Below are 12778 nucleotides of genomic sequence, written 5' to 3' on the forward strand. Positions count from 1 at the left end.
CTAGTTAAGTTATATCTACAATGCTCAGGGAGAACCTTGGCATTAACTGTACGATATCATCGTGCCACAGTATTCACAGCTCTTAGACTGACTAGGCTGAACCGTGTTCTGTGCTCCGCAGCCCGGACAACGGATGGACTTAGGCAGCAGCGGTGAGGACTGCGGTTGAGAATGGATCTGTTGTCCCGAAGCTTGGGCTCCGAAGCCTGAAGTCCTTTCAGGATGTACAAGATTAGGTGCTGCCATGGATGGATCTGGCGTCTGACGCCCCTCGGAAAGTACAATATCAATATCCAGTAATCCTTTATTCTTTAGATACTGGACATCTCTCCGTACATCACTTTCGCTTTGACCTATCCGTTCAGATATACTGCCGACATATCGGATATTTTTATTTTGAATCAGCTCTATATAAGAAGTATTAAGCTTAGAAAGTGTATATTTAGCTTTTGCTGTCACACTCGCAAGAATAAGTGCCGGAATCAAAAATATGACTGCAAGGAAAATCTGGATCGTTAATAATTCGGAAGTTCCAGTGTTTCCACTCATGGTATCCACAAACATTGCAATAGAGAGTTCAACAAATCCTCCGATAAATACATGCATGATCAGATTTAGATTGGTGGGTCTCCGATGATTTTTATAATGAGTTAGCATCAAACGTAACAATGCAAGAACAAGTCCAATGGGTGTGAATAGATAAGCTGCCGCAAGAATGACATAATCAAACCCAGTCCGGTCTAATTTAATCAGAGGAACCGCTGCACTCCCCGCTGGGGTCGGTGACGGCTCTTGTATGTTCAATCTGTTCATGTAGTTATTTCCTCCTATTTAAGTGCCGCTAATTCCCGATTTCGCCGCTCTAGTGTACCTTTAATACTGTCGGCCATTTCGTTGATTTCAGCTTGCCAGTTCTCATGTGGCTCATTTGTCATGAGCAGAAGCTTCACATGATCATGCAACAGGGAGATCTGCTGATGCATGATATCCTCAGTAGCATATAAAGATGGATCTGATACAGGATCACTGAACTTGAATTGATCTCGTAACTTATTGAGCACTTTTACAAGCTGTTCAGTTTCGGGATTGTTCCAGCTGCTTGCCAGCGTACTGATCTCGTTTATTTCACTCTGATGCTGCCGAAAAGCTTGCAAGGACCTCTGCATTTGCTGTTCTTCTGTTCCGGCATTCCATCCATAAATCCCGATCACAGCTAGTGTGATTCCACCAATCAAAAGAATCAGCAGTTGAACGGCAGCATACCACAGAGGGGACAACTCCAGTAGCCAATCGAAGACAATAGCCGATGCGAATACTCCAACCGCATAAATCCCCGTGATGAATGCACCGCTGAGAAGAACGGGTGAGGTCCGCTGCACACTACCTGCAGTACGGAGCCAAAAAATACAATAGCCATACACCACACTCTCCGCCAGCAGAACAGCAACTAGCGAAATCACGAATCGAAACAGTGATTCAGAGAAGCCTAACCCTATAAAGGAGAACACCGTTAGTATTATAGCAGCCACATAAATAATGGTGATGATACGAATATAGCTTTTGCCCTTGTTCATAACGTCCTCCTTCAGCCTGCTTTTGTTCCACACTCTGCACAAAATTTCTGTCTAGGCTTCAGCTCATGCCCACAACCTCCGCATTTAATAACCAAGCTATCTCCACAGTGAGGACAGAATCTCACCCCTGGTGATACCATTTCTCCACATTTACCACAGGCTTTAGGCATTTCTTTACCACAAGAGACACAGGAAGATGCACCCTCAGGATTATCTGCTCCACAGGTTGGACAAGCACGATAAGGATTGCCACAACCAGGACAGAACTTGGCTCCTGCTTTCAATTCATGCCCACATTCCAAACAATTGATCTTGTTTCCGGACGATGCGCTTTGCTGAATACTCTCCAGAGCATGCCCACAGCCACTGCAGAACCTTCCCTCAACAGAATTCATAACCCCACACTTCGAACAGGAGCGCTCTTGGCGCACAACTGTAGTCCCTGAATCAAAACTCATCCCTCGGGTCATACGATTCACCATATCCATAGCCGGTCCAGCGAATCCCATACCAAGTCCAAGCCCCATCCCGGTGTTCATCATGCCTACTCCAAGATTACCAGGATTACCTGCTGCTTTTTCCATCGTGTTGAAGCCGCGCTCCTGTTGATAGTTGAAGCCGATAATATCCATTTCTGCTTTTTTAGCTAAAGCTTCCTTTAATCGAATCGTTGCCGGATCATCATCAGGAATATTAATGGAATCAATATAGAAATTATTCAGTTCAAGTCCATTATCCAGAAAAGTTGATGCTAGCCGCCCCTGGATATGCTTTGAGATCTCTGCAACATAGGCATTAATCTCCAGTATACTGATTTGCTTATGTACAAGGTAGGATGAGATCAGTTCATTTATATTTGACATAAGCAAGCCGCGGAAATAATTCACGAGCGTATCGTGATCAAACTGAGGAAGCGTTCCAACAAGCTGCAACAAAAATTTGCGCGGATTATCAACCTTTACACCAAACTGTCCGAAGGAACGAACAGAAATCATAATTTTGTATTTAGGATCCTGGAGTTGTAAAGGTGCGCTGGTTCCCCATTTAACATTCATCGAATTGGTCTTGTTCACATACCATACTTCTGCTGTGAACGGCGACTTCCCACCGAAAGGAAGATTAACGATATTAGATAAAATAGGAATATTGGCGGTGCTCAGGGTGTGCCGCCCTGCCGTAAAGGAATCAAGCGCTTGTCCGCCCTTGAATAGGATCGCTTCCTGAGATTCATTAACGATTAGCTGAGTCCATGTCCCTAGCTCTTGGTTAGGATATTTCCATGCGAAAATCCCCGGAGGACCGTCGTACTTCACCACTTCTATAATTGCCATCTGCTATTCCCTCTTTCATCATCTATGATATATGAATAACGTATGCGTTCCCGGATGGGAAATTGTGTATTTCGATATTAATTGTATACGATATATATCGTGATTTGGGTTCTTTTCACGAAAAAAATATACTCGATATGGAAATAAAAAAAGCGCGGCTTGTGTCTTCCTCTACAGGAGAACACAAGTCGCGCTTTGTAATCAGCTAAATATTAATAGTAACTGCTATTCTCTACGAACTCGAATTCGAACTCACCAATACGGACAATAGTCCCCTCTACAGCTCCACGTTTACGAAGCTCTGCATCTACACCCATATGTCGCAATGTCCGGGCGAGCTTTAGAATCGCATCATGTGTGCTAAGCTGCATACGTTTCAACATTTTCTCGATACGAGGGCTGTTGACCACATATGTTTCATTATCACGTGTAATGGTGAACGAGTTATTATCTTCCGCTTCTAGCTTATAAACCTTACGTTCAGTTGTTCCTGATACTTCTTCAACTACCGGTGCCACCGGAATACTATCAAGAATATCCGTTGCACGATATAACAATTCCTGAACACCCTGACGGGTAAGCGAGGAGATTGGCATAACCTCAAGATCCGGACGCAGCTCAGCTACGCGTTCTCGGAAAGCGATGAGATTCTCCTCTGACTCTGGCATATCCATTTTATTCGCGGCCACGATTTGAGGACGATCAATTAGAGCCGCATTATATTGCTTCAGCTCGTCATTAATGAGAACCCAATCCTCGAAGGGATCACGCCCCTCTGAACCAGACATATCCACTACGTGAATAATGATCCGTGTACGTTCAACGTGACGCAGGAATTCATGACCAAGCCCTATGCCTTCACTAGCTCCCTCAATTAATCCTGGCAGATCCGCCATTACAAAGCTTCGTCCATCCCCAACATCTACTACACCTAAGTTCGGTGTAATCGTAGTGAAATGGTATGCACCAATCTTTGGTTGAGCTGCGGATACGACCGACAGTAGCGTAGATTTGCCCACACTCGGGAAGCCTACAAGTCCCACATCAGCCATAACCTTAAGTTCCATAACAATATACCGCTCTTGACCTTCTTCGCCGTTCTCTGCTAGCTCTGGAGCCTTATTAGCTGCTGTTGCAAAACGAGCATTCCCACGACCCCCACGACCCCCACGGGCAACAACAACTTGCTGACCATGACGAGTCAAATCGGCGATGATCTCTTGAGTATCATCGTCAATTAACATGGTTCCAGGTGGAATCCGCACGATCATATGATCAGCGTTCGCCCCATGCTGACTTCTGTTACGTCCTTTAATCCCTTTGTCCGCTTTAAAATGGCGTTGATAACGGAAATCCATCAGCGTACGCAAGCCCTCATCTACGCGGAAGATAACGTCGCCACCACGGCCACCGTCACCACCTGCTGGACCACCATCCGGTACATACTTTTCCCGGCGAAACGCAACGATACCATCCCCGCCGTCTCCGCCCTTAACATAAATCTTAGCTTTATCTACGAACATTAATGTTCACCTTCCTCACATTTCAAGCGGCAAACGCAGCTCTACATAAGCCTTGCTGGGCTTAAACTGCTCCGCTTTCATGATTTTCCCTTGTACTATATTATAAATTTGCCCTTTGAGCTGCTCGGGATTGCCATGCTCTCCCTCACCTTCGAAGGAGATAAGAATGTCTCCTCCATCCTGAATAAAGCCAAGACGCAGCTTGCGCGTTTCACCCTGAGGAGCCAGTCCGTTATATTGATAAGCTCGTACGGTCTGCATTATCACTGAAGTCAGCTCATCTCCTGCTTCCCGGTTTAGCTTCTCCTCCAGTTGCAATCCTTCCTCCACTTGAACTTCCAGTTCCAGACTAGTCCGGTAAGTTCGGAAAGATTGGATATAGAAGACCAATGAAGGAATGCCCAGCTTCGCGATACGACTATCAAGCGCTATGCGTTCCTTTATTCTTTCCACACACTCCACGGATTTATCAGGCTTTCCAAGCTGAATATATCCGTAAAGAATCTGCAAATCATTCATCCAATCATGACGATGATGATTCAGTGTCCGAATCGCCGCCTGTTGCAGAGTGTTCTCTTGTATACGCAGTTCCCGTTCCCAATGACGCTGATTCCAAATCAAGCTGAAAGCAACCGTTGCTGCTACCCAAATTCCAAGCAACAGACACGTCAAAAGGGAGGTATGCCAATACACGAGTCCTAAAGGAAGCATTACGGATAACATGACTGCCCAGATTGCACTTTTCCAGGATTTCATTCTTTCTCCCCGTCCCTCAGTTCGCAAAATTCATGACTTCGTTTAGATTATTACCCTCATCAATTACCATTTCCTAGTATAACACAGCAGTTCCCTGTAGTTCACCAGAGATAACCGAGAGATTTCACATATGTCTAAGGATGTTTATGTTTTCTTAAAACTCTGAAGGTATACATTTCTAAAGTGCTCAAAGAGGTATCCATAAACGCTTCTGAATATTCTACAAAAAAGCCTCCGGCACTCATGCCGGAGGCTTCTACATGCAAATATGGTTCCGTAAGCTTACGCTTCCAGTGCCGCTGCTACCGGAGCGACATCAACTGGGTATACGCTCACTTTTTTGCGATCGCGGCCCCAACGTTCGAACTTCACTACGCCATCCACCAATGCGAACAACGTATCATCTTTACCGATGCCTACGTTAGTGCCTGGGTGAATTTTTGTTCCGCGTTGACGAACCAAGATGTTACCGCCGGTTACTGCTTGACCGTCAGCACGTTTCACGCCAAGACGTTTGGAATGGGAATCCCGTCCGTTTTTTGTGGAACCTACACCTTTTTTCGATGCGAACAATTGAAGATTCAATTTCAACATGTTGTCAACCTCCTTCTTTAAATATTTACTTGCTCTATTTGAAGATACTTTCCGTATGATTCTGCGATATCATTTAGCATCACGACCATGGATTCAAGCAGCAATTGCACCTTCGCGGAAGTATCGAAATCATCAATGGAACCTAATGTTCCACTTAGGAATCCGTTCTTCATGGATGTATCCATGGAGATTCCGGTCAAAGTCTCAATCGAATTGACGGTTCCAACCGTTACGGCCGAAACTCCGGCACATACGATATCTTCGCCACGCTTTGCATAACCCGCGTGCCCTTTTACCTCAAAGCCAACGATAGTTCTTAGATCCGAAGATCGTGTAATCCGTACGTTAATCATTCACGCACCTTCTTACGCTTGAATCTTCTCGATAGTTACTTTCGTGTACGGTTGACGATGGCCTTGTTTCTTGTGGTAGTTCTTCTTAGGTTTGTATTTGTAAACTACAACCTTAGCGCCTTTACCATGTTTCTCGACTTTAGCTGTTACAGACGCGCCGCTTACGAGCGGAGTTCCTGCAGTCAGACCACCTTCGTTAGAAACAGCCAATACACGGTCAAAAGTTACACTTGCGCCGTCTTCAGCTTCCAACTTCTCAATGAACAAAACATCGCCCTCTTGGACTTTGTATTGTTTACCGCCAGTTTCGATAATTGCATACATTTTACTTGCACCTCCTCATGTCTCAGACTCGCCTAGTCTAGGTGGCAGATTCCCGTGGGAACTGCACTTATGTACCCGATCGGAGCGGTTACAGCATGTGCAGGACCGAATCAATCAAACACATACTTGAAGATATTATCATACTTATCGCCCATCGTCAACTCATTCCATCCATTCTCCAACTTTCCCAGTCCCTCCGCAGCACTGACAAAGGATAGGTGCGAAGCTGGCTGAGTCATGTCTTGCCTTCTTCCGGGTCATCTCGAGGAGTCCAAGTCTTGTCCAACCGAGAATATGGGTTTTAGTTCGATCCTTGCAGATCACTTTCTCCAGCCGCTCGGTAACCATTTTACGGTGTATCTCTTCTTCCATATCAATAAAATCAACAATAATGATTCCGCCCGTATCTCGTAAACGGATCAGACGACCAATCTCCTCTGCTGCAAGCAAATTAGTATTCGTCACCGTCTCTTCAAGGGATGCTCCTCCAATGTATTGCGCAGTGTTCACGTCAATAACGGTGAGCGCCTCCGTCTCATCCCAGATCATTGTCGCTCCGCCCTCCAGCGTGATCTTGCGACTGAAGCTCTTGTGCAGCTGTTCCTGAACCCCATAAGCTGTAAAAATGGACTCCGGTCCATTATATAAACTCACAGGCTTGTACCCATCAGGTGCCATGTCATCCAGAAATGCCTTGGCTTCTTTAACTGCAACTGGAGAATCTATAATCAACTGATCACGCTGTGGATTAAAAGCATCTCTTATAAAGCGCTGAACAATACTAAGATCACGATGAAGTAGAGCTGGGGCTTCTGCAGTTTGTGCCCGACGTGTAATGTTATCCCATTGCGCACGTAAAAATGAAAGATCACCCTCCACTGCTTCATGCGGCTCATCCTGAGAGACGGTCCGCATAATAACCCCCTCTTCTTTCATTCGCAGACGTTCACCAATTCCTTTAAGCCGGCTACGTTCTGCATCGCGACTTATTTTTTTGGATACCCCAACATAATCGGCAAAAGGCATGTACACCATCCAGCGACCGGGCAATGTATAATGGGTCGTTACACGCGCACCTTTGCCGCCACTAGGCTCTTTTCTTACTTGTACAACAATATCCTGACCCGGTTGCAAAAGCGTCTCGATAGAAGGCTTCACATCCGGCTGTCTATCCAAATGAGGGTGCAAAACATCATCAACATATAAAAAAGCATTCTTCTTCTGTCCAATGTCAACAAAAGCAGCCTGCATACCTGGAAGTACGTTAATCACACGGCCTTTATAATAACTTCCGACCAGCCCTTGCTGCTGATCGCGTTCAGCCGCGTACTCCACAAGCCTTCCGTTCTCCAGAAGAGCCATTCGGGTAATGTGCTGCGTGCAGTGAACGATCATCTGTTTCATGGCTTCACCTCTGGTTTCGTTCATTCATTCATCCCTTCTCACGCTCTGCATAAATACACTACATTCCGAAGTAGGTAGATATTAAGCGCTGTTCCGGCACAACAGCAACAACATTTCCTTCGCCGTTTAATACATAGATAAAATGATATTGATTACGTTTAAATAGACGCAATATAGCATCTAAAGGTTTCGCAGATAAGGCAACAATTGGACGAGCCACACTTCCTGTCCGCAAATGATACTCATAAACCGCCTCCCTATTCATCAAAAACGCAACAAATCGGTACGGTAAATTCCGATGATCCGTGAGATTTGAATACAATAAAAAAGCACCGATCATAACCATGTTCAGCCTCAAGCCTCCACCTGCTCCAAGAGGCAATAGCGCATAAACAATCACAAAAATGCTTGCAGCAACGCTCACTCGTCCGCTCCATAGCAAAGTATAGTAATAAGGAAGAAATAAACTAACTGTAGCCTGAAGTACTTTGCCTCCGTCAAGTGGCAGAACAGGCAAAAGATTAAAGAGCGCAATGATGGCATTAGCATTTATAAAATAGACTAAAAATTCCTGATTACCATAACCTGCTTGCTGAAGCCCAAGAGCCATAACAATCATGATTCCATTTTGCAGCGGACCGGCAAGTGCAATACCAATCTCACGACTAGCGGTGAGCCGCCCATGATCCTCAATAATCGCAACTCCGCCAAACGGAAGAAGCTGAACCGATTTGACTGTAACACCAACTAAAAGGGCAGCCACCACATGTCCCATTTCATGAATGAGGACGATCGTAAATAAAGTTAGCAACTCCAGAAATTGTCCTGTGAGTACAGAGAACAACATAATGATTACGAACAATGGATGTAGTGACAGATCAATCCCTAAGATCCTAATCAAACGATACCACTTCTGTAGGATCAATATAAGTCTTGTCTTTCATCACTGCAAAAAATAGCGTTGGAGCTGAGGAGCCCTCTTTCTCCAGCATCCACCCGAGTTCATCTCCACTCTGAATCCAGTCATCAATCTCCAGCTTAGTGCCATTTAAATGTCCGTATTCTGCTGTAATTCCTCCAGAATGTTGAACCGCAATTCGAATGCCACCGTCCAATTCTTTAGAGATGGAAAGAACACGTCCCATGTCTATACTCTTCACCGTCACATTTGAGGTTGAATCGATTTGAGGCATAATTTCTACACCTTTTAGCGTGGAAGCAAAGGGCTCCACAATACTTCCAGCTACCGGGGCACTAAGCTCATGTTGAGCTGCTGCCTTTTGAGCAGGTTCGTCTTTGTCACCAAATATCGGGATGAACGCCGGTGCACCATTAAAATTCTCCTCATACCAGACCCGCACTGCTGTGAAATCCATGTCATTACTCAAGGCATCACTAATAAAGGCTTGGACTTTATAGGACCATGGCTGGTGAACTGCAAAAACTCCCCACACCGCTCCAAACACAAGCACACTGGCTATAACCCGTCGAATAAAACCGGAAGAAAATTTAGAACCTCCTCCTCCTTGTTCCTCCCAGCCCCCCCGTCTCTCTTTCCACATCACTTCCGGATCAGGCTCTATAGATGATTGCTCCTCATTTTTCTTAAACCCCGTACCCCACTCCTTGAAGCTCGTACTCTTTTCGGGCATAACGAATAACGGAGGCACCTCTGCTGTTTCTATATTCGGGATTTCCTCCAGCAAACTACGAATACGCTCCTTGCGGCGATTCTTGATATCTGATTTGAGATCCATGTTTATCCCTCCGGACGGGCTTGTTTTACTTCCATTTTATGAAGCACGGAAGTCTCTTTAGAACAAGCCCACCCAAGGTGGAGCACTTAAATACCACTAAATAAATAAATCCCACCCATAGATTTCTCTAGTGGTGGGACCGTTAATGCTTCTATAGTAAGATTGCTTGGTGCAGAATTAAGCCATACCGAAAAATTTCTTGAACTTCTTAAATGCTCCCGGTTTCCGATCAAGTTGCATTAGCGGCACAGCATCACCTAAAATTCTACGAGCAATATTGCGGTAGGCAATAGCTGCTGACGAATCGGGATTCATAACTGTAGGCTCTCCACTATTTGCGGCCTTAATGACCAGTTCATCATCCGGAACAATTCCGATAAGATCAATATTCAACACCTGTAAAATATCCTCAATATCAAGCATATCCCCAGACTTCACAAGACCTGGGCGAATACGATTTACCACCAGCTTTGGCGATTCCACATGTGACTGCTCAAGCAGTCCGATAATACGATCCGCATCCCGCACAGCAGCATGCTCTGGTGTGGTAACCACGATCGCTTTATCCGCACCGGCAATCGCATTGCGGAAGCCATGTTCAATCCCTGCTGGACAATCAATCAAAATATATTCATATTCCTTCTTCAGTTCGAGAATAATATCTTTTACTTGTTCAGGAGTGACGGACGTTTTATCCTTCGTTTGAGCTGCGGGCAACATATACAACTCATCAAAGCGTTTGTCTTTAACGAGTGCTTGATTTAGGCGACAACGACCCTCCGCTACATCCACAAGATCATAAATAATACGATTCTCAAGCCCCATTACTACATCCAGATTACGCAGTCCAATGTCGGTATCGACGAGACATACTTTTTTACCCTGCAGTGCAAGTGCGGTTCCAATATTGGCTGTTGTGGTTGTTTTGCCAACTCCGCCTTTGCCCGAGGTTACGACTATCGCTTCTCCCATGGAGGCTACACCCCTTTAAACACATTTAAATCCTGACGTACTTTGACTAAATTATGAATTTTATCGATTTGCATAGCTCCGTTCGTTAAATATGCAAACTCCATACTGCTTTCTCGGGTTTCCCACTCATCGGGAGGACGACTGATAATATCAGCAATTCGCAGTTGTGTCGGAGACATTAATGAAGCAGCGATAATCGCCTCTTCATTTCCATCTACTCCAGCATGCGCCATACCTCTAAGTGATCCTAGAATATAGATATCGCCTGAACAGGTAATAGTTCCTCCTGGGTTCACATCCCCCAGATATAAAAGATTTCCATCATGGTGCAGCACCTGACCGGAACGAAGAATCCCGCTCATAAGAAACAACGCGTCATTATCCTCACTGCCGGGCACTGGAAGCGCCTCTATGGAACGAATCAGTAGATTTCCCTGTCCCTTCAGAATCTCCAGCACAGCTTCCTTATCTTCCTCAGTTACAAGACGATTTCCCAGCTTAATATCTACATGGACAATCGGTCCAGTCAAAATATTTTGATGGCTGTGCTCCAGCTTATAGCGAAGCTCGCTCAGAAGATCTTCGAAGGGACACTTGTCGTCTAGCAGGAATATCAGGCCATCCTTGATGCCCTTAATCCTTACATGCTTGGATTTTACTGTCATATGCCTGGCCCCCTATCCTCATTCATTCGTGCCGGGCCCCTTAAATTCCTGCTTTATTAAGAAAGAAAATAGAAGCTTCTTTATGCCGCTTCTTCCGTACTCTTCTCTTTCTTGATCAGCTCAAGCTGGCGTCGTAACGGTATGTAGAGGATCAGAGCAATAGCAAAATGAAAGAGCATCGTTGGTAGCATATGATTCAAAATAGCCCAGCTATAAGGCTCCTGATTGAGATTGAATACACTATAAATACCAAATAACACACTATCCTCTAGCAAGCTTCCGAGCAGAATCACAGTCATCATAAGAGGTAGTGGAGCACGCGGAATCTGAAACAGAAGGCCGATTAAATAAGCCGACAGACCCATCGCAAAAGAATGTGCTCCTAGAATTCTGCCATAAAAAACGACATCATGTAATAGTCCGAAAGTTAGGCCCAGTATAAGCGCTGTATGACGATGATGATATACAGCCACGAACAATAGCACAACGAACACTAGATTCGGAATAATTCGCATCTGCCATACATCTGGAATCAGCCAAGGCAGAATGGTTCCCTCCAGAATGAACAAGAGGAACAGTAACAGAACAAGAACAGATCTGCGCATATTCACTATTCAGCACGCTCCTCCGTAAAAACAACAATCAGCTGCTTCCAGTCTTGAAATTCTGCTGAAGGCTTAATCACTGCTGTGGAGGTTAATCCAAATTCACCAACCTCAACGCTTTCAACGGTACCGATGGTCAATCCTCGCGGATACAATCCCCCAATACCAGAAGAAACGATAACATCCTTCGGCGCAATAGGATCACCTGGCGGGATCTTGTTCATCAATAACTTGTTTGTCTTCGGATCATAGCTTTCAATCATACCAAAGGTTTTGCCCTCTTTGTTAATAGCGGTTGCCGCAATTGGCGGCTGAGAATTAGGGTCATTCGTATCCATCATGGTCATCAGCTTCACCGTAGAGGTGAAATTGCTGACTTGACTAATAACACCCACCAAACCATCCACCGAAATCACAGACATATTTGGTCGAACGCCATCTTTAGCACCTAAATCGATTACAATCGTACTATTGCTTGGTTCTGTTGTCTGACTAACCACCTGCGCAATATGATATTGATATTTATACAATTCCTCCTGAGCTTTCGTGAACTTCAACTGTTCCTTTAACTGCTCATTTTCTACCTGAATGAAATTGTATTGCGCTTTATCACGTGCATATTGGGCGGCTAGAATCTTCAGCTGCTCATTTTCCTTAGAAAGATCTTTCAGATTTCCGATATCTTCAAACAAGCCCGCTACATATCCAGCGGGCTTGTAGAACATTTTTTGCACGAAACCAGTAGTATCTCTAAGAAAGTTCTCCGGCCAGGACAAGGAACTCCTTGATGCCAAGCTGAAGCCCATCACCACAATGAACAGCACCAGTGTAATCAACAGAATAAACAGACGTTTATTGCTTAAGAGTTTAAACAGTTTCAACACCCTCTAACAACAGTATTTCTCCCATAACAGGGGTTG

Annotated in this window: 15 protein-coding genes and 1 other annotated feature; all 15 genes read right to left on the reverse strand. The window is 44.9% G+C overall.

Annotated features, from left to right (window positions below; genetic code table 11):
- Positions 1–42: 42 nt before the first annotated feature.
- Positions 43–813 carry a hypothetical protein gene (locus NYE25_RS14875; protein ID WP_341146242.1) on the reverse strand — a complete coding sequence of 257 codons (771 nt, stop codon included), beginning with the start codon at positions 811–813 and terminating at the stop codon, positions 43–45.
- Between the two features lie 14 nt (positions 814–827).
- Positions 828–1574 carry a hypothetical protein gene (locus NYE25_RS14880; RefSeq protein WP_341146243.1) on the reverse strand — a complete coding sequence of 249 codons (747 nt, stop codon included), beginning with the start codon at positions 1572–1574 and terminating at the stop codon, positions 828–830.
- An 11-nt stretch (positions 1575–1585) separates the two neighbouring features.
- Positions 1586–2905, reverse strand: a complete 1320-nt coding sequence (locus tag NYE25_RS14885) for an SPFH domain-containing protein (RefSeq protein WP_341146244.1) — start codon at positions 2903–2905, stop codon at positions 1586–1588.
- A 212-nt stretch (positions 2906–3117) separates the two neighbouring features.
- On the reverse strand, positions 3118–4428 hold the full coding sequence (gene obgE / locus NYE25_RS14890) for a GTPase ObgE (RefSeq protein WP_042191162.1): 1311 nt from the start codon (positions 4426–4428) through the stop codon (positions 3118–3120).
- A gap of 15 nt (positions 4429–4443) precedes the next feature.
- A complete protein-coding gene (locus NYE25_RS14895) occupies positions 4444–5184 on the reverse strand; it encodes a Spo0B domain-containing protein (RefSeq protein WP_076300740.1) in 741 nt (246 codons plus the stop codon).
- A 282-nt stretch (positions 5185–5466) separates the two neighbouring features.
- Positions 5467–5778, reverse strand: a complete 312-nt coding sequence (gene rpmA, locus NYE25_RS14900; RefSeq protein WP_042130564.1) for a 50S ribosomal protein L27 — start codon at positions 5776–5778, stop codon at positions 5467–5469.
- Between the two features lie 17 nt (positions 5779–5795).
- On the reverse strand, positions 5796–6131 hold the full coding sequence (locus NYE25_RS14905) for a ribosomal-processing cysteine protease Prp (RefSeq protein WP_341146245.1): 336 nt from the start codon (positions 6129–6131) through the stop codon (positions 5796–5798).
- 12 nt (positions 6132–6143) lie between these two features.
- On the reverse strand, positions 6144–6455 hold the full coding sequence (rplU, locus tag NYE25_RS14910; protein ID WP_042130566.1) for a 50S ribosomal protein L21: 312 nt from the start codon (positions 6453–6455) through the stop codon (positions 6144–6146).
- Between the two features lie 14 nt (positions 6456–6469).
- Positions 6470–6555: a sequence feature (ribosomal protein L21 leader region), on the reverse strand.
- Between the two features lie 62 nt (positions 6556–6617).
- Entirely contained in the window at positions 6618–7859 is a 1242-nt protein-coding gene (locus tag NYE25_RS14915) for an Rne/Rng family ribonuclease (RefSeq protein ID WP_042194404.1), read from the reverse strand.
- 58 nt (positions 7860–7917) lie between these two features.
- Positions 7918–8760, reverse strand: a complete 843-nt coding sequence (locus tag NYE25_RS14920; protein ID WP_341146246.1) for a M50 family metallopeptidase — start codon at positions 8758–8760, stop codon at positions 7918–7920.
- Positions 8753–9616, reverse strand: a complete 864-nt coding sequence (locus tag NYE25_RS14925; RefSeq protein WP_341146247.1) for a M23 family metallopeptidase — start codon at positions 9614–9616, stop codon at positions 8753–8755. Before NYE25_RS14925 ends, NYE25_RS14920 begins: the two co-directional genes overlap by 8 nt.
- Before the next feature lie 177 nt (positions 9617–9793).
- A complete protein-coding gene (minD, locus tag NYE25_RS14930; RefSeq protein ID WP_042130573.1) occupies positions 9794–10588 on the reverse strand; it encodes a septum site-determining protein MinD in 795 nt (264 codons plus the stop codon).
- Between the two features lie 5 nt (positions 10589–10593).
- Complete coding sequence (minC, locus tag NYE25_RS14935) at positions 10594–11253, reverse strand: septum site-determining protein MinC (RefSeq protein WP_042130575.1); 660 nt, start codon at positions 11251–11253, stop codon at positions 10594–10596.
- 80 nt (positions 11254–11333) lie between these two features.
- Positions 11334–11864 (reverse strand): rod shape-determining protein MreD, encoded by a 531-nt coding sequence (mreD, locus tag NYE25_RS14940; protein WP_081383060.1) that lies wholly within the window; start codon positions 11862–11864, stop codon positions 11334–11336.
- Complete coding sequence (mreC, locus tag NYE25_RS14945) at positions 11864–12742, reverse strand: rod shape-determining protein MreC (protein WP_042191173.1); 879 nt, start codon at positions 12740–12742, stop codon at positions 11864–11866. Before mreC ends, mreD begins: the two co-directional genes overlap by 1 nt.
- Positions 12743–12778 lie beyond the last annotated feature (36 nt).

Origin of the sequence: Paenibacillus sp. FSL E2-8871 (assembly GCF_038000345.1) — a bacterium.
Classification (GTDB): domain Bacteria; phylum Bacillota; class Bacilli; order Paenibacillales; family Paenibacillaceae; genus Paenibacillus_AQ.

Coding starts and splice junctions, on each gene's coding strand:
- NYE25_RS14880 (WP_341146243.1), bottom strand. CDS start 1,574: ATGAACAAGGGCAAAAGCTATATTCGTATCATCACCATTATTTATGTG.
- NYE25_RS14915 (WP_042194404.1), bottom strand. CDS start 7,859: ATGAAACAGATGATCGTTCACTGCACGCAGCACATTACCCGAATGGCT.
- rpmA (WP_042130564.1), bottom strand. CDS start 5,778: ATGTTGAAATTGAATCTTCAATTGTTCGCATCGAAAAAAGGTGTAGGT.
- rplU (WP_042130566.1), bottom strand. CDS start 6,455: ATGTATGCAATTATCGAAACTGGCGGTAAACAATACAAAGTCCAAGAG.
- NYE25_RS14875 (WP_341146242.1), bottom strand. CDS start 813: ATGAACAGATTGAACATACAAGAGCCGTCACCGACCCCAGCGGGGAGT.
- minC (WP_042130575.1), bottom strand. CDS start 11,253: ATGACAGTAAAATCCAAGCATGTAAGGATTAAGGGCATCAAGGATGGC.
- NYE25_RS14895 (WP_076300740.1), bottom strand. CDS start 5,184: ATGAAATCCTGGAAAAGTGCAATCTGGGCAGTCATGTTATCCGTAATG.
- NYE25_RS14885 (WP_341146244.1), bottom strand. CDS start 2,905: ATGGCAATTATAGAAGTGGTGAAGTACGACGGTCCTCCGGGGATTTTC.
- NYE25_RS14925 (WP_341146247.1), bottom strand. CDS start 9,616: ATGGATCTCAAATCAGATATCAAGAATCGCCGCAAGGAGCGTATTCGT.
- minD (WP_042130573.1), bottom strand. CDS start 10,588: ATGGGAGAAGCGATAGTCGTAACCTCGGGCAAAGGCGGAGTTGGCAAA.
- obgE (WP_042191162.1), bottom strand. CDS start 4,428: ATGTTCGTAGATAAAGCTAAGATTTATGTTAAGGGCGGAGACGGCGGG.
- NYE25_RS14905 (WP_341146245.1), bottom strand. CDS start 6,131: ATGATTAACGTACGGATTACACGATCTTCGGATCTAAGAACTATCGTT.